The organism is Sphingobium sp. RSMS, assembly GCF_005406185.4.
Lineage (GTDB): Bacteria > Pseudomonadota > Alphaproteobacteria > Sphingomonadales > Sphingomonadaceae > Sphingobium > Sphingobium fuliginis.
In genome coordinates, this window is sequence record NZ_CM191258.1 from 815,328 (window position 1) to 831,506 (window position 16,179).

The 16,179-nt window shown below is 67.3% G+C and carries 13 protein-coding genes; 6 read left to right on the forward strand and 7 right to left on the reverse strand.

Annotation, left to right across the window (positions count from 1 at the left end; translation table 11 throughout):
- Nucleotides 1–22: 22 nt before the first annotated feature.
- From EGM87_RS21615 to hmgA, 4 genes are read right to left on the reverse strand one after another with little or no spacing between them, the layout of a single operon-like run.
- A complete protein-coding gene (locus tag EGM87_RS21615) occupies nt 23–388 on the reverse strand; it encodes a Rieske (2Fe-2S) protein (RefSeq protein ID WP_099186540.1) in 366 nt (121 codons plus the stop codon).
- Entirely contained in the window at nt 385–1,029 is a 645-nt protein-coding gene (gene maiA / locus EGM87_RS21620) for a maleylacetoacetate isomerase (RefSeq protein ID WP_137708861.1), read from the reverse strand. Before maiA ends, EGM87_RS21615 begins: the two co-directional genes overlap by 4 nt.
- Nucleotides 1,026–2,327, reverse strand: a complete 1,302-nt coding sequence (gene fahA / locus EGM87_RS21625) for a fumarylacetoacetase (RefSeq protein ID WP_137708860.1) — start codon at nt 2,325–2,327, stop codon at nt 1,026–1,028. The genes maiA and fahA overlap by 4 nt, the downstream gene beginning before the upstream one ends.
- Nucleotides 2,324–3,634, reverse strand: coding sequence for a homogentisate 1,2-dioxygenase (gene hmgA, locus EGM87_RS21630; RefSeq protein ID WP_137708859.1), 1,311 nt, complete (start codon nt 3,632–3,634; stop codon nt 2,324–2,326). Before hmgA ends, fahA begins: the two co-directional genes overlap by 4 nt.
- 108 nt (nt 3,635–3,742) lie before the next feature.
- On the opposite strand from hmgA, the gene EGM87_RS21635 reads away from it, so the two are divergent.
- A complete protein-coding gene (locus tag EGM87_RS21635; protein WP_137708858.1) occupies nt 3,743–4,192 on the forward strand; it encodes a MarR family winged helix-turn-helix transcriptional regulator in 450 nt (149 codons plus the stop codon).
- Between the two features lie 59 nt (nt 4,193–4,251).
- Here the strand turns inward: EGM87_RS21635 and EGM87_RS21640 are convergent, their stop codons facing one another.
- Nucleotides 4,252–5,148 carry a LysR family transcriptional regulator gene (locus EGM87_RS21640; protein WP_137708857.1) on the reverse strand — a complete coding sequence of 299 codons (897 nt, stop codon included), beginning with the start codon at nt 5,146–5,148 and terminating at the stop codon, nt 4,252–4,254.
- A gap of 100 nt (nt 5,149–5,248) precedes the next feature.
- Between EGM87_RS21640 and EGM87_RS21645 the strand changes: the two genes are divergently transcribed.
- From EGM87_RS21645 to EGM87_RS21665, 5 genes are all read left to right on the forward strand, one after another.
- Nucleotides 5,249–5,857, forward strand: coding sequence for a TetR/AcrR family transcriptional regulator (locus tag EGM87_RS21645; protein WP_025549485.1), 609 nt, complete (start codon nt 5,249–5,251; stop codon nt 5,855–5,857).
- Between the two features lie 347 nt (nt 5,858–6,204).
- Nucleotides 6,205–6,582 carry a hypothetical protein gene (locus EGM87_RS21650; RefSeq protein ID WP_025549484.1) on the forward strand — a complete coding sequence of 126 codons (378 nt, stop codon included), beginning with the start codon at nt 6,205–6,207 and terminating at the stop codon, nt 6,580–6,582.
- Nucleotides 6,583–6,586: 4 nt separating this feature from the next.
- Nucleotides 6,587–7,837, forward strand: a complete 1,251-nt coding sequence (locus EGM87_RS21655; RefSeq protein ID WP_137708856.1) for an efflux RND transporter periplasmic adaptor subunit — start codon at nt 6,587–6,589, stop codon at nt 7,835–7,837.
- Nucleotides 7,838–7,949: 112 nt separating this feature from the next.
- Nucleotides 7,950–11,147, forward strand: coding sequence for an efflux RND transporter permease subunit (locus EGM87_RS21660; protein WP_044661086.1), 3,198 nt, complete (start codon nt 7,950–7,952; stop codon nt 11,145–11,147).
- A gap of 8 nt (nt 11,148–11,155) precedes the next feature.
- Entirely contained in the window at nt 11,156–12,577 is a 1,422-nt protein-coding gene (locus EGM87_RS21665) for an efflux transporter outer membrane subunit (RefSeq protein WP_410483121.1), read from the forward strand.
- 19 nt (nt 12,578–12,596) lie between these two features.
- On the opposite strand, the gene EGM87_RS21670 is transcribed toward EGM87_RS21665, so the two are convergent.
- Nucleotides 12,597–15,107 (reverse strand): TonB-dependent receptor plug domain-containing protein, encoded by a 2,511-nt coding sequence (locus EGM87_RS21670; protein ID WP_137708853.1) that lies wholly within the window; start codon nt 15,105–15,107, stop codon nt 12,597–12,599.
- A gap of 30 nt (nt 15,108–15,137) precedes the next feature.
- Complete coding sequence (locus tag EGM87_RS21675; RefSeq protein ID WP_137708852.1) at nt 15,138–16,148, reverse strand: ABC transporter substrate-binding protein; 1,011 nt, start codon at nt 16,146–16,148, stop codon at nt 15,138–15,140.
- Between the last annotated feature and the right edge of the window lie 31 nt (nt 16,149–16,179).

Sequence of the window (16,179 nt, forward strand, 5' to 3'; positions counted from 1 at the left end):
CATGTTTGATAGAGATTATCTATCAAACCGCCGTCACGATCATTCCGTCTTCGACCGTCACGGGCCAAGGGGTCAGTGCTGCCCCGGCGCAGGGACCGCCCCGGCATGCGCCGTCGGATGGCGCGAAGAGGGCGCCGTGCCAGCTACAGGCGATCAGGGCGCCGTCCGGCGTCAGATAATCGTCCAGCTTCTGCGCCAGAGGCAGGCCCATATGGGGGCAGCGGTCGACATAGCCGCGGACTTCGTTCCCGATGCGCAGGACGAAGCCGTGAAAGCGGCCCTTGCGCATCTGGATCACGAAATTGCGCGCCTTGCCGTCCGCTATGCTGTCGAGCGGAGCCAGGGCCACGCCCGGCGGGGTCGCGGTCAGCCGTTCGTCCTCGCTCATGGATCGGCGTCGGGCTGGACGGACGGATGGGCCATTGCAAAGGCGTCCAGCGCCCGCGCCTTTTCCCCCGCCGCGACGAGGGCGGGAAAGGCGGACAGGTCGACATGGAAGCGCTCCGCCGAATAGAGTTGCGGCACCAGATAGCAGTCCGCCAGCCCCGGCCGATCGCCAAAGGCGAAGCCCCGGCCATGGCGCGTCACCAATGCCTCCAGCGCGGCGAAGCCGTCCGTGATCCAGCGGGCGATCCATGTGTCGAGGGCGGGCTGGTCCGCGCCGAAATCCTGCTTCAGCGCCTGAAGGACGCGCAGATTGTTGAGCGGATGGATGTCGCAGCCGATCAGCGCCGCCATGGAGCGCACGATTGCCCGCCCCTCCGCATCGCGCGGCAGCAGGGGCGGTTGCGGCCAGCGTTCCTCGATCCACTCCAGAATGGCGGGGCTTTGCGTGAACGCAAAACCCTGCGCCTCCACGGCGGGGACCAGCCCTTGCGGGGACAGGGCACGATAGTCCGGTTCCCGCTGCGCGCCGGTACGCAGGTCGTGCGTGACCTGATCATAGGCCACGCCCTTCAGGTTCAGCGCGATCCGCACGCGATAGGAACTGGTCGAGCGCCAATAGCCGTGGAGGGTGAGCGCGCTCATCGCGCCGGCTCGATCAGGGCGCGGCATTCCCCGAAGCCGATGGACACATGGCCCTCCGCCCGCGCCACCGCCTTCAGCGCCAGTTCGTCGCCATCCTGCAAAAAGGCGCGTTCCTCGCCGGTCGGCAGGATGATCTTCGTCTTGCCGCCCTCGGTCAGTTCCATGAGGCTGCCATAGCTGTCCGGCGTCGGGCCGGAGAGCGTGCCCGTCCCCAGCAGGTCGCCGGGATTGAGGTTGCAGCCGTTGGAGGCATGATGGGCGACGATCTGCTGCGCGGTCCAGTACATGGAGGAAGCGGGGCCGCGCGAGAGGCGCATGGGCGCGAGGCCCTGCGCCCGCATGTTTGCGCTCGACAGATGGACCTCCAGATCGACGGACAGCGCGCCATGGGCCTGATCCTGTTCATCCCACAAATAGGGCAAGGGTTGCGGGTCGCCCTGCGGCCTTGGAGGCTGGGCGATGCGGAAGGGGGCCATGGCCTCCGCCGTCACGACCCAGGGGGAGATGGTGGACTGGAAATTCTTAGCGAGGAACGGGCCCAGGGGCACATATTCCCATGCCTGGAAGTCGCGCGCCGACCAGTCGTTGAGCAGGCAGAAGCCCGCTATATGGTTCGCCGCCTCGGCAATCGGCACGCGCTCCCCCAGCGCATTGCCCGCGCCGATCCAGATGCCCAGTTCCAGCTCATAATCCAATCGTTGGCTGGGCCCCACCACCGGAGCATCGGCATCGGGGGCCTTGCGCTGGCCCTGCGGGCGGATCACCGGCACGCCTGACGGCCGGATGGAGGATGCCCGTCCATGATAGCCGATGGGGACATATTTATAATTGGGCAGCAGCGGATAGTCGGGGCGGAACAGCTTGCCGATATTGGTGGCGTGGTGAATGCCGACATAGAAGTCGGTATAATCGCCTATCGCGGCGGGCAAATGCAGCGCGCAGTCCGCCGCCCGGTGCAGCAGGGGTTCGACGGCGTGGCGCTGCCCTTCATCGCTGAAGAGGGCGCTGAGCCAGCGGCGCAGCGCCAGCCGGTCCGCCGCCGGGAGCGCCATCAGGGCGTTGAGGGTGGTTCCGTGCAGGACAGCGGCGGCCGCGGCGGGCAGCAGGCCCGCTTCGGCGGCGGCGCGCAGGTCGAAAATCCGCTCCCCTATCGCCACGCCCGCCCGCGCCGTTCCGCCGGGGGGCGAGAAAATGCCGTAGGGCAGGTTCTGGACCGGGAAGTCGGCATGGCCGTCGGCTCCCTCGACCCAGCTCGACCGGGCGGGGTCATGGGTTTCGTCTATCTGCGGGAAGCTCATGCCCCCTCCTCTTCTCTTGAGCCGGCCCCTTGCGGCAGTTGCGCCTTGGTGAAGCCCGACCAGCAGTCGTCATAATCCAACTGGCCCAGCGGCGTTTCCATCGCGAAGCGGGTCGGGCGGAAGGCGAAGCGGCTTTCGAACATGAAGGCCATGGTGTCGGCAATCCGGCGCGGTTTCAACTCGGCGGCCAGCGCGCCTTCATAGCTGGCCTTGTCCGGTCCGTGGCCTGCCATGCAATTGTGCAGCGACGCGCCGCCGGGCGCGAAGCCGCCTGCCTTGGCATCATAGACGCCGTGGATCAGGCCCATGAATTCGCTCATCACATTGCGGTGAAACCATGGCGGGCGGAATGTGTCCTCCGCCACCATCCAGCGCGGCGGGAAGATCACGAAGTCGCAATTGGCGGTTCCCGCCCGGTCGCTGGGGGAGGTCAGCACGGTGAAGATCGACGGATCGGGATGGTCGTAGCTGACCGTGTTCATCGTGTTGAACCGGCGCAGATCGTAGCGGCAGGGGGCGAGATTGCCGTGCCAGGCCGCCACGTCGAAGGGGGAATGGTCCTGCGTCGTCGTCCACAGCCGGCCGGCGAATTTCTGGACGATTTCGTGGGGGCTGTCGTCATCCTCGAACCAGGCGGCGGGGGTTTCGAAATCGCGGGCGTTGGCGAGGCCGTTGGCGCCGATGGGGCCGAGGTCGGGGAGGCGGAACAAGGCCCCGTAATTTTCGCAGACATAGCCCCGCGCCGTTCCATCGGGCAGGTCCACCCTGAACCGCACGCCGCGCGGGATCAGCGCGATCTGTTCCGGCGCGACGTCCATCACGCCCATTTCGGTGGTGAGGCGCAGCCTGCCCTGCTGCGGCACGATCAGCATTTCGCCGTCGGCATTGGTGAAGGCGCGCTTTTCCATCGGGCGGTTGGCGGCGTAGAGATGGACGGCCAGCCCCTCGCCCGCCGCCGGGTCGCCCGCGCCGCAATAGCTGATGAGGCCGTCGAGGAAATCCACCGGTCGTTCGGGGAGCGGCAGGGGGTCCCAGCGCAGGCGGTTGGGCGTCGGGGGAGCTTCGTCGAAGGGGCCGCTGCGCAGGAGGGTTTCGGCCTCATAGGGGCGATAGGGCGGGTGATTGGCCGCTGGGCGCAGGCGGTAGAGCCAGCTTCGCCGGTTTTCCGGGCGCGGCGCAGTGAAGGCGGTGCCGGACAGTTGTTCGGCGTAAAGGCCATAGGGGGCGTGTTGCGGAGAGTTGCGGCCCACCGGTAGGGCGCCGGGCGCCGCCTCCGTCGCGAAATGATTGCCGAAGCCTGTCAGCATGGCGGCTGCGAATGGCCTGCTCTCTCCCATTTCGGCGCGACTCCTATGGTATCAATTGTTACCATCATAGCGCTTTGCCGATGAAGTATCAAATGTTACCAGTTGCGGATGACCGCCAAGACGCTGCGCCTCGATCAGTTCATTCCCTATCGCCTGTCCTTCACGGCGGCGTTGCTGAGCGACACCATCGCGCAAAGTTATGAGAGGCTGTTCGGGATCAGCATTGCGGAATGGCGGGTCATCGCCTGGGTGGCGGAGCTTGGCGGCGTTACGCAGCAGCAGATCTGCGCCCGGAGCCGCATGGATAAGGTGACGGTCAGCCGGGCGGCGATTGCGTTGAGCGGGCGGGGGATTGTTCAGCGCTTGCCCAATGCGGAGGATCGGCGGTCGCATCTGCTGGCGCTGACCGAGGAAGGGTGGCGGTTGCATGGGGCCATCGCGCCCAGGGCGCTGGAGCTGGAGAGCGGGATATTCTCGCATTTCAGCGCGCAGGAGGTGGAGGCGTTCGTCGCCATGTTGCGGCGGATCGATGCTATCCTGCTGAGGGATGGGGAATAATTTTTGTCCGGCCGCTCTACGGGATCAGCCGATCCCGTTCGGGTCGGGCGCGCTGCGTTTCAGCCCAGCCCCATTCCGTCCGAAATGTCCCGCGCCACGGTCAGGACCGCTTGCGCCAGCGGGCCCAGCGGGGCGCGGTCGGAGACGATGACGCCGATCCGGCTCCCCTCCTCCGCGTCGGGCAGGGCGAAGGTGCGCACCCAGTCCAGACCGTCCAGCAGCATCGCATGGCTGTCGGGCACGATGGAGCAGAGCCGCCCCTGCCGCACCAGCGCGAACAGGGCGACATAGCTGTCCGCCGTCACCACCGGGCGCAGCGCGAGGCCCCGCTCGCCCAGCCGGGCGTCCAATATGCGCCGGTTCTGCATGCCCTGATGGAGCAGGCACAGCGGCAGGGCGGCCACATCCTCCCAGTCCGGCGGGCGCTTTTCATCCAGCACGCCGCGCGCCGCCACCAGCATGTAGCGCTCGACATAAAGGGGCGCGGCCAGCATGTGGGAGGGCGGCTCGAAATCCAGATAGGTGAGGCCCGCGTCCAGTTCGAACGCGGCGAGCTCCCGCTCGATCTGGCGCGAGGTCAGCGCCCGGACCGAGATGTTGAGGCCGGGATGCCGCTCCAGCAGCGCCTCCACCAGCGGGCCGACGGCGGGCATAGCGGCCGGGATCGCGCCCAGGCGCAATTCGCCCTGCAAGGGGCCCTTGGCGACCGCCGCCGCCTGCATCAGATTGTCCGCCGCCGCGACAAGCTGCTGCGCCCAGGGGAGGATCGCCCGGCCTTCGTCCGTCAGCCCGGCGTAGCGGCGGTTGCGCTGGATCAGGCGCTTGCCGAGTTGCGCCTCCAGCGCCGAAATGCCGGCCGAGAGCGTGGGTTGCGAGACATGGCAGGCGGCGGCGGCGCGCGCGAAATGCCCTTCCCTCTCCAGGGCCAGGAAATATTGAAGAAGGCGGGTTTGCATGCGCGCTTTGCTCTCTTTTTTCCGGCTGATAGGGCAAAGTGGCGCTCCGTAGAAGCCGGGTCTGGACGATGGGCGCAACTCTCACTATATACCGCTCGGTATGGAAACACAGACTCAGACAGCGAGGGGACGCCCGAGGGAGTTCGATCCCGAAGAAGCGCTCAGTGCCGCGCTGACCGTCTTTTGGCGGCGCGGCTATGAAGGCGCGTCCATGGCGGAACTGACCGAGGCGATGGGCATCACCAAGCCCAGCCTCTACGCCTGTTTCGGCAACAAGGAATCGCTGTTCCGCAAGGCGCTCGACCTCTATGAGCGCGACAAGCTGTGCTACATCAAGTCCGCGCTGGACGAACCCACCGCAAAGGGCGTGGCCGAACGGCTGCTGCGCGGGTCGCTGGCGATCCAGACCGGGACGACCGATCCGCATGGCTGCCTGGGCGTGATCAGCGCGGTTGCCTGCGCCACGCAGGCCGAGTCGATCCGCGACGAGGTCATCGCCCGTCGCGCCTCCTCCGACGCGGCCCTGGTGGCGCGGCTGGAACGGGCGCGGGAGGAAGGCGACTTTCCCGACACGATCGAGCCGAAGGCGCTGGCCACCTATCTGACCGCCGTGGTGCAGGGCATGGCCGTGCATGCGAGCGCGGGGATGTCGCGCGAACTGCTGGAGCAACTGGTGGAGACGACGCTGGCCGTCTGGCCGGGGAAGTGACGGAAAACCGGGCTTTCCGGAATTCCATACCGAAAAATTACCAAACGGTATAAAAAGCCTGTTGACCCTGCTGCTGCACCGCATTATATACCAGTCAGTATTGAATAGACCTGCTCTCCAAAAGGGGTCACATGATGCGGACGTTTCTCAAACCCTGTCGTCGCTGACGACCTGACGCTACCAGCCCAACAGGGCGGCGCGACCTGACCATCATTCCATTGTTCGACGCGCGGCCCGCCGGTCGCGCGGCGGAGAGGTTTTTTTCCACGTTCGGCCGGGATGGCTCGCAGCGGACGACGATGCGTCGGCCCGATTCCCGGTTGCGCGTCATGCACAGGGGAATTGCCATGGCATTTCTGCAACTTGCCACGCTGGCCGAAGATGGCGGAGCGATTGGCGTCAAAAGGGCGGCGAACGCCGGTTTCGCACCCGTCGAATGGCAGATCATCCAGCTTGCGCGGGGGGACGGCCTGTCGTCGCTGCGCGCGCCTGACCGTTGGGACCGGGTGAAAAGCTGGATTTTTGGGGAGCGGGCCAATCCGCGCCTTGCCAACAAGCGGCTGGAGAGCCTGCGCCGTCTGGCGGTCGACGCCTGGCATCGCGGCTATGCGGTCCGCCCTTCCTTCCTGAAGGCCTTTTTGAAGGCCGGATTCAACGAGGGCCAGCTCGAAACATTGCTGGCCAGCATCAGCGCGCAACGGCGCTTCCAAGGTTCCCGGAGCTGACACCATGAACATGCACACCCCCATCGACGTCGACACCAGGTCGGCCACCCCCCTCGCCCGCTGGCGGAAGCGCCATGTTTCGCTGGGCGTGATCGCGCTCGCGATCCTGGGCGGCGTGACGTGGAAGCTGATCGACAGGCCCGAGGCGCAGGCCGCCGCCACCCCGCTGGTCACCGTGGGCGTCTCCGCCCCGCTGACCCGCGCGGTGACGCAGTGGGACGATTATGTCGGACGCTTCGCTCCTAGTCAGACCGTCGAGATTCGTCCCCGCGTGTCGGGGTCGGTGACGGCGATCCACTTCAGGGACGGCGATTATGTGAAGGCGGGGCAACTGCTCTTCACCATCGACCAGCGGCCTTTCCTCGCGGCTCTGGCGGAGGCGAAGGCCAGCACGGCGAGCGCTCGCAGCGCCTTGCTGCTGGCGCAGAATGATTATAGCCGCGTCCAGCGTCTGACGGGGGATGAGGCGGTTTCGGCAAGCGAGGTCGACTCGCTCCGGTCGCGGTTGCAGGCGGCGCAGGCCGCGCTGGCGGGGGCGCAGGCGCGGGAGCGGCAGCGGGCGTTGGATGTCGAGTTCACGCAGGTCCGCGCGCCGATTTCGGGGCGGGTTTCGGACCGGCGGGTCGATATCGGCAATCTCGTCTCGGCGGGTGAAGGGGCGGGCGCGACATTGCTGACGACGGTCAACAAGCTCGATCCCATTTATTTCAACTTCGACGCTTCCGAGGCGCTGTACCTGAAGTCGCAGCGCGACAGGGGCGCTGGCGGGGCGGTCGAGGTGCGGTTGCAGGATGAAGCGGATTATCGGCACAAGGGCCGTCTGGACTTCACCGACAATGGGCTGGACCCGCGTTCGGGGACGATCCGGGTGCGCGCGGTGTTCGACAATCCGGACATGTTCCTGACGCCGGGGCTGTTCGGCAATATGCGGCTGGCCAATGGCGGCAAGGTCAATGCCTTGCTGGTGCCGGATGAGGCGATCCAGTCCGATCAGGCGCGCAAGACCGTGCTGGTGGTCGGGCGGGACGACAGCGTCGCGACGAAGCCGGTGGAGCTGGGTCCGGTGGTGGACGGGCTGCGCATCATCCGCGCGGGGCTGACGCCCGGCGACCGGGTGATCGTGTCGAACATTCAGGCGGCCATGCCGGGCGCGAAAGTCGCGACGAAGCCGGCGGCGATCAAGGCGGCTCCGGCGCCGGTTGCGGCGGTGGATAGCGCCGCTCCCATCGCTGCGCAGGCGACCTTCGCTCGCTGACCGAACGCCGTAGGAAGACCTGCTCCTGCGCGGGCAGGAGCACGCAATGATATAGCCGGTCCGTCTGCCCCGGATCGCGAACCCCTTTTCACGCCATCGAGGAATTCGTCCGATGCGCCTCTCCCGTTTCTTCATCGACCGGCCGATCTTTGCCGCCGTGATCGCGGTGATCATCACCGTGGTCGGCGCGATCGCCTTTGTCGGTCTGCCCGTCTCGCAATATCCCGACATCGTGCCGCCCACGGTCACGGTCTCCGCCCAATATCCCGGCGCATCCGCCGAAACCGTCGCGTCCACCGTCGCCGCGCCGATCGAGCAGGAGATCAACGGCGTCGACGACATGCTCTACCAGAGCAGCCAGTCGACCGGCGACGGCAAGGTCACGATCACCGTCACCTTCAAGGTCGGCACCGATCTGGACGCCGCGCAGGTGCTGGTCCAGAACCGCGTCGCCGTCGCCATCCCGCGCCTGCCCGAAGAGGTGCAGCGGCTGGGCGTCGTCACGCGCAAGACCACCCCGGAATTCCTGATGGTCGTGAACCTCCAGTCGCCGGACGGGACGTTCGACCGCGATTATATCTCCAACTATGCGCTGACGCAGGTGCGCGACCGGCTGGCGCGGCTGGACGGCGTGGGCGACGTGCAGCTTTTCGGATCGCGCGACTATGCGATGCGCATCTGGATCGACCCCGACCGCGCCGCCGCGCTGAACCTGACGGCGGGCGAGATCGTGCAGGCCCTGCGCGCCCAGAATGTGCAGGTGTCCGCCGGTTCCATCGGCCAGCCACCTTATGATCGCGGTGAGGCCTTCCAGCTTGGCGTCGAGATGCAGGGCCGCCTGACCGAGCCGCAGCAGTTCGCGGACATCGTCATCCGCACCGATGCGGACGGCCGTCAGGTCCGGGTGGGCGACGTCGCCCGCGTCGAGCTGGGCGCGCAGGATTATGGCATCAACACCTATCTGTCGAATAAGCCCACCGTCGTCATCGCGACGATGCAGCGCCCCGGCTCCAACGCGCTGGACGCGGCGGAGAAGGTGAAGGCGGAGATGGAGCAGCTTTCCAAGCGCTTCCCCAAGGGGCTGGAATATAGCGTCATCTACAATCCGACCGAATTCATCGCCCAGTCCATCGACGCCGTCTATCACACGCTGTTCGAAGCGGTGATCCTGGTCGTGCTCGTCATTCTGGTCTTCCTCCAGAACTGGCGCGCGGCGGTCATCCCGATCATCGCCATTCCGGTCTCGCTGATCGGCACGGCGGCGATCCTGGCGGGGCTGGGCTATTCGCTGAACAATCTGTCGCTGTTCGGGCTGGTGCTGGCCATCGGCATCGTCGTCGACGACGCCATCGTCGTGGTCGAGAATGTCGAGCGCAATATCGAGCATGGCATGTCGCCGCTGGAGGCCGCCCGCGTGTCCATGGATGAGGTGTCCACGGCGCTGATCGCCATCGTCCTCGTCCTGTGTGCGGTGTTCGTGCCGACTTTGTTCATCACCGGCATTTCGGGCGCTTTCTACCAGCAGTTCGCCGTCACCATTTCGACCGCGACGATCATTTCGCTGATCCTCTCGCTCACTCTGTCTCCGGCGGCGGCGGCGCTGTTGCTGAAGTCGAAGCCCCATGCCCAAAATGGCGGGCATGATCTGGACAATGCGCCGCGCTGGCGCCGGTTGGCCGGGCAGGCGGCCGACCGCTTCAATCGCGGCTTCGACCGGCTGAGCGCTGGCTATGCCCGCCTCACCCGCTTCCTCGTCGCGCGGCCCAAGAAGATGCTGCTGACCTATTCGGGGCTGATCGCCGCCACCATCGCCCTGTTCTGGGTGACGCCCGGCGGCTTCATCCCCGCGCAGGATCAGGGCTATTTCCTGGCCGTGGTGCAGTTGCCCTCCGGCGCTTCGCTGGAACGCACCGACAAGGTGACGCGGGAGGTCGCGGCGAGAATCCTGCCGGTAAAGGGCCTACGCGGCGCGGTGATGTTCGCCGGTTTCCATGGCCCTTCGCAGACGCAGGCGCCCAACAGCGCCGCCATCTACTTCCCGTTCAAGACCTTCGCCGAGCGTCGGCAAGAAGGCGTCACCTATGCCGGGATCATGGAGCAGGCGAACAAGGCCGTCGCCGGTTATGACAAGGCCCGCATCCTGCTCGTGCCGCCGCCGCTCATCCAGGGCATCGGTTCGGCGGGCGGATACCGCCTGATGGTGCAGGATCGTGAGGATCATGGCTATGCCGGGCTGAACAAGGTCGCCCAGGACTTCATCGCCAAGGCGAACCAGACGCCCGGACTCAACATGGTCTATACGCTGTTCGATGTCGGCACGCCCCGCGTCTATGCCGATGTGGACCGGCGCAAGGCCGACCTGCTGGGCGTGCCGCCGGAGCGCGTGTTCGAAGCGATGCAGGTCTATCTGGGCTCCGCCTTCGTCAACGACTTCAACCTGCTGGGGCGCACCTATCGCGTGACCGCGCAGGCCGATGCCGACCATCGCGGCACGGTGGCGGACATTGCCAATCTGAAGACCCGGTCGAACAGCGGGCAGATGGTGCCCATCGGTTCCGTCTCGACCTTCAGGGACAAGACCGGCCCCTATCGCGTGGTGCGCTACAACCTGCTGCCGGCGGTGGAGATCGACGGCGATACCGCGCCCGGATACAGTTCGGGCCAGTCGCTGACGACGATGGAGAAGCTGGCCGATTCCACCCTGCCCGCCGGTTATGGCAAGGAATGGACGGGCGTCGCCTATCAGCAGGTGATCGCCGGCAATACGGCGGGCGTCGTCTTCGCCATGGCGGTGTTCTTCGTCTTCCTGGTGCTGGCGGCGCAATATGAAAGCCTGACGCTGCCGCTGTCGATCATCCTGATCGTGCCGATGTGCCTGTTCGCGGCCATGCTGGGCGTGAACCTGCGGGGCATGGACAATAATATCCTAACGCAGATCGGGCTGGTCGTGCTGATCGCCCTGGCGGCGAAGAACGCGATCCTGGTGGTCGAGTTCGCCAAGCAGGCCGAAGAGGAACAGGGACTTTCGCCGGTGGATGCCGCCGTTCAGGCAGCGCAGACCCGTCTGCGTCCGATCCTGATGACCAGCTTCGCCTTCATCCTGGGCGCGGTGCCGCTGGTGATCGCGAGCGGGGCGGGCGCGGAGCTGCGGCAGGCTTTGGGCACGGCCGTCTTCTTCGGGATGACCGGCGTGACGGCTTTCGGCCTGCTCTTCACCCCCACTTTCTATGTCGTGTGCCGCGCATTGGGCGACCGCTTTTCCCGCAAGGGCAAGGGTCAGGCCCCCGCCGCGCTGCAACCCGCCGAATAAGGAACGGCATGATGATCAAGACACTCCTCCCCCTTCTGCTCGGCGCGTCGGCCCTGACCGCTTGCGCCGCAGGGCCGGACTATAAGGCCCCGGCTACCCCGACCGCTGCTGCCGGGGCCTTTATCGGCGCGGCCAGTCCGGCGGCCAGCACAGCAGTCAGCACGGCGCAGGCCGACGAGCATTGGTGGCGGCTCTACAGCGATCCGATGCTGGACGGGCTGGTGCAGGACGCGCTGAAGGCCAATAGCGACATCCGCGTGGCCGTCGCCCGGCTGGAAAAGGCCCGCGCCCAGTTGCGCGGCGCCCGTTCCGACAGGCTGCCGCAGACGACCCTGAGCGGTTCGCCCAGCTATGGCCGGGCGTCGGCCGCGCAGACGCTGCCGGGGGCCGACCGCGAGAACTGGACCGTCGATGCGGGGTTGAACGTCGCCTATGAGGTCGACCTGTTCGGGCGGGTGAAGCGCAGCATCGAGGCGGCGAAGGGCGACGTCAACGCCGCCGCGGCCGACGCCGACGCGGTGCGCGTGGCGGTGGTCGCGGACACGGTGCGCGCCTATGTCGACGCGACCAGTTCGGCGGAGCGGATCGCCGTGGCGCGGCAGACGGTGGCGCTGCTCGACAACAGCATCCGCATCACCAATGCGCGGTTCGAGGTGGGCCGGTCGGACCGGCTGGACGTGATCCGCGTGACGGCGCTGCGCGACCAGCAGGCGGCGATCATCCCCAGCCTGATCGCGGACCGGGACAGCGCGCTGTTCCGGCTGGCGACGCTGACGGGGCGGACGCCGCAGGAGCTGCCCGCGCCGGTGCAGGACCAGAAGACGACGCCCGGCCTCAGCCAGCCCATACCGGTGGGGGACGGGCGCGCCCTGCTGGCCCGGCGTCCGGACGTGCGGGCCGCCGAGCAGCGGTTGGCCGCCGACACGGCGCGGATCGGGGTGGCGACGGCGGACCTTTATCCGCGCATCACGCTGGGCGGATCGATCGGCACGACGGCGGTGGGCGGCGGCGATATTTTCGGCGGCGGGCCGTTCCGCTGGCTGCTGGGGCCGCTGATCAACTGGGCCTTCCCCAATCAGGAGGCCAATCGCGCCCGGATCGCAGCCGCCAGGGCCGATGCCGACGGGTCGCTCGCGGCGTTCGACGGCACGGTGCTGCAGGCGCTGGAGGAAACCGAGACGGCGCTGTCCGTCTATGCCCATGCGCTGGAGCGCCGCGATACGCTGAAGCCCGCGCGGGAGGCCGCCGGGCGGGCGGCCCGCATCAGCCTTGCCCGGCAGCGGGAGGGGCAGATCGATTTCCTGACCGTGCTGGACGCGCAGCGGACGCTGGCGGCGGCGGAGAGCGATCTGGCGACGGCGAACCGGGTGGTGGCCTTCGCCCAGGTCGACCTGTTCAGGGCGCTGGGCGGCGGCTGGACCAGCAGTTGAGCCCGCAGCGCGGCGGCGGTCAGAAGCGCGCCGAAACGCGCCCATAATAAAAGCCGCCGCTCAGCCCGAACGGCGCGAAATTGCCGTAGGCGCCCGATCCGTCATAGGCGATCACGCCATGGCGGTCGGGATAGACGTCGAACAGATTGTTCGCGCCGACCGACAGCGTCAGCCGATCGCTGATGTCATAGCCGACATCGAGGTCCGCGATCCATTTCGCGCCGAAGCGCCGGTCGCCGGTCGCGACATTGCTCGATTCCACATAGCGGCCGAAGCGGGTCAGCCGCGCCAGCGCATGCAGGCGGCCCAGCGACCAGTCGTTCGTCAGCACCAGCTTCGTGCGCGGGGTCGCGGCGACGAGGTCGCGCTGCGCCTGGCGCCCGAACAGGGTGACGTTGAGCGAGGCGAGTTCCGGCGGCGTGTCGACGACATGGGTGATTTTCGTGCGGTTATAGCTATAGGCCGCGTTCAGGCGGAAACTGCCGAGCGCGCCGGTGCGCAGCGTATATTCCGTCACGACGTCGATGCCGCGCGTGCGGGTGTCGATGGCGTTGGCGAAGAATTGGGCGCTGTCGACATCGTCGATGCCGTTGGCGACCAGGATGGCGCGGATGGCCGCCCCTCCATTGGCCGCCGTGCCGAGGAATTCGGTCTTGACGATGCGGTCGTCCACCGCGATCTGATAGGCGTCGACGGTGAGGCGGAACGGGCCGCGCTCAAAGGACAGGCCGGCCGTATAGTTGAGCGACTTTTCCGGCTTCAGCGGGGTGGCGCCCAGCGCCTGCGCGGCGATGCTGCCGACCGGCAGGAATTTCGATGTGGTGCTGACCCGGTTATTGCCGATGATCGTCGCCGTGTTCTGCGTGGTCGAAAAGCCGCCCTGCGCCAGCGAGGGAGCGCGGAAGCCGGTGTTGACGCCGCCACGGACGGCAAGGCCGGGCGCGAATTCGTAACGGGTCGAGAATTTGCCCGACACCGTGTCGCCCGCGCTGTCGTCATAATGTTCGAAGCGTCCGGCGACGCCGACGAACCAGCCGGGCGTCAGATCGGTCGACAGGTCGACATAGGCCGCGATGTTGTTGCGGCTGAGCGTCGCCTCGTCCGCCGGGGAGGTTCCGGTGAAGGAAACCAGTCCCGGCGATGGCGACCGCCCGCCATAGGCGTTGCCGAAGGGCGTTCCGTCGGCGGGGATCACATAGCCGCCGTCGCGATAGCTGTCCGGCTCCCCCGCGCGGTTGCGGAACTTCTCCCAGCGATGCTCGAACCCGATGGCCACGTCGAGCGGACGGGCCGTGCCGATGTCGTAGCCGCGGGTGAATTCCAGATTGTTGACCCAGAGGTCCTGTATCTGCTTGCCCATGAAGAAGCTTGTCGGGCTGGACGGGCCGAGCGAAGGGTTGAGAGTGCCTTCGGCGCCCAGCTTCACATGGTCGCGCCCATAGCTGGTGGAGAGGTCGAACGACCAGCCTGCCGTCAGATCGCCGCGCAGGCCGATGGCGGATTGCCAGTCCCATTCCTCGATGCGCCGGCGCGCCTGGAAGCCGGAGGGATAGAGGCCGGGAAGGGATGTCTGGCCCTGCACATTCGCCTGCCCGCCATAGCCGGTGGTCGCCGGGAAGATCGCGCCGCGCTTGTCATCGATGTCGCGATAGCTGAGGGTGGAAAAGCTGTAGGCGGTCAGCGCGCCGAGGGGCAGTTCGGCATTGACCGATCCGTTGACGATCTTGTCCCGGTTGGACCGGCCATAGCCGCCCGCGATCAGATGATCCGCATGGGCCTCGCGCGGGTCCGGGGCGCCGTTCACGAAGGGATAGACATAGGGCACGGGTTCGGCGGAGCTGTCGGCGCGGTCGTGATACTTCCCCTCCACGGCGATGCGGACGAAGCCGTCGCCGCCGATGCGGGTGCCGTAGCTTAGCCCCTGCTGCACCAGTGCGCCGCCCTTTTCGTAAAGCTGCCCGGCGGTGGCTGAGAAGGAGCCGCCCTCCGGCGCGTCGTCCAGCAGGATGTTGATGACGCCGGAAATCGCGTCCGACCCATATTGGGCGGCGGCGCCGTCGCGCAGCACCTCGATCCGGCCCACGGCGTTGGTGGGGATGAGGTCGATGTCGACGGGAGTGGAACCGCCCGATATGCGCGAAAGGTTATTGATGAGCGCGGTCGTGTGCCGCCGCTTGCCGTTGACCAGCACCAGCAGATAGTCGCCCGACAGGCCCCGGATGGAGATGGGGCGCACGCTGGCCGAGGTGCCGCCGCCGCCCAGCGCCGGCATGGTGAGGGAGGGGATGATGTTGCCCAGCACTTCCTTGAGGCCCGTGCGGCCGGTGGCCTGCAATTCCTGGGGACTGATGACGTCGATGGGCACGGGGCTGTCCGCCACCGTCCCTCCCCCGCCCCGGCGCGTGCCGGTGACGACGATGGCCGATCCGGCGGCTTCCGCATCGTCGGCGGCGGCAAGCTCCTGCGCGGCGGCGAAGGATGGAAGGACGGCGCCGGAAAGTGCGGCGCCGGCGAGAAGCAGGCTTTTCATCGGAGATCCTTCGAAATGAAAAAGAGGGCGTCAGTCCCGCCGGGCCAGGGTCGTGGCGTTGAAGGACGGGTCATAGGCGCCGCGAATGTCGGGCAGCGCGGGGATGATGCCGGCGCGGCGGTAACGGGCAAAGATTTCGGCCTGTTCGCGAACCAGAGCATCGTTTATCGGTTCCGCCGTGCCGATATAGGCGGTGATGGAGAAACGGGCGACCTTGAAGGGCAGGCCGGTCTCCTGCGCCAGCGTCCGGGCGAAGGCGTCGGGATGCGCCGCCGCCCAGCGCCGCGCCCGGCTCAGCCGCGCCAGGAAATCGGCCAGTATCGGCCGCTTACCGTGGATCGCGGAGTCCGATGCCGCAAAGAAACCCGTCTGGGCGGGAAGGCCGCTGGCATCGGCCAGCACCCGGTCGCCATTTTCCATGACCGCGATGCCGACATAGCTGCCCCAGGTCGACCAGGCGTCGATCGCGCCGCTTTCCAGCGCCGCCTTGGCCGCGCCGTTGTCGAGATAGGTCCAGCGGACATCGGACGACGCAAGGCCCGCTTGTTCGATCAGGCGGAGCGCCAGATCCTGCCCGGCCGAACCGCGCACGGTGGCAAGCTTGCGCCCCTTGAGCTGCGCCACGGACCGGACCGGCGAGTCCTTCGGCACGACGATGGCGGAGGCGCGGCCAACGCCGGGGCCCTGCGGGCGATAGGCGAAGACCGCCTTGATCTTCGCGCCGCCGGCATAGGCGAAGGCGAAGGGCGGAGCGCCGACGCCCCCCACATCGATCGCGCCCGCCGCCAGCGCCTCCAGCAAGGGAGAGGCTGCCGGAAACTGCGCCCATTCGATCCGGTAGGGCAGATCGTCCAGTTCGCCGGCGGCGCGCATCAACGCCTGCGCGCCGCCGCGCTGATCCCCGATCTTCAGGACGGGGCGGCCCGGATCGCCCCCGCCATGCGGGCGGAGCGAGGCGAAGCCGATGGCGGCGAGCGCGATCAGGGCGAAGAGGACGATCCAGGGAAGAACCCTGCGCCGGGAGAGGATGGTGCGCGTCATGGCGTCTCCGGGACCGGCGGCGGCGGCAGCC

Bases quoted from the DNA above. Each gene is read 5' to 3' on its own strand.
- EGM87_RS21660 (WP_044661086.1), top strand. From the start codon at position 7,950: ATGCGCCTCTCCCGTTTCTTCATCGACCGGCCGATCTTTGCCGCCGTG.
- EGM87_RS21635 (WP_137708858.1), top strand. From the start codon at position 3,743: ATGACCGCCAAGACGCTGCGCCTCGATCAGTTCATTCCCTATCGCCTG.
- EGM87_RS21645 (WP_025549485.1), top strand. From the start codon at position 5,249: ATGGAAACACAGACTCAGACAGCGAGGGGACGCCCGAGGGAGTTCGAT.
- EGM87_RS21670 (WP_137708853.1), bottom strand. From the start codon at position 15,107: ATGAAAAGCCTGCTTCTCGCCGGCGCCGCACTTTCCGGCGCCGTCCTT.
- hmgA (WP_137708859.1), bottom strand. From the start codon at position 3,634: ATGCTGACAGGCTTCGGCAATCATTTCGCGACGGAGGCGGCGCCCGGC.
- maiA (WP_137708861.1), bottom strand. From the start codon at position 1,029: ATGAGCGCGCTCACCCTCCACGGCTATTGGCGCTCGACCAGTTCCTAT.
- fahA (WP_137708860.1), bottom strand. From the start codon at position 2,327: ATGAGCTTCCCGCAGATAGACGAAACCCATGACCCCGCCCGGTCGAGC.
- EGM87_RS21615 (WP_099186540.1), bottom strand. From the start codon at position 388: ATGAGCGAGGACGAACGGCTGACCGCGACCCCGCCGGGCGTGGCCCTG.
- EGM87_RS21655 (WP_137708856.1), top strand. From the start codon at position 6,587: ATGAACATGCACACCCCCATCGACGTCGACACCAGGTCGGCCACCCCC.
- EGM87_RS21650 (WP_025549484.1), top strand. From the start codon at position 6,205: ATGGCATTTCTGCAACTTGCCACGCTGGCCGAAGATGGCGGAGCGATT.
- EGM87_RS21640 (WP_137708857.1), bottom strand. From the start codon at position 5,148: ATGCAAACCCGCCTTCTTCAATATTTCCTGGCCCTGGAGAGGGAAGGG.
- EGM87_RS21675 (WP_137708852.1), bottom strand. From the start codon at position 16,148: ATGACGCGCACCATCCTCTCCCGGCGCAGGGTTCTTCCCTGGATCGTC.
- EGM87_RS21665 (WP_410483121.1), top strand. From the start codon at position 11,156: ATGATGATCAAGACACTCCTCCCCCTTCTGCTCGGCGCGTCGGCCCTG.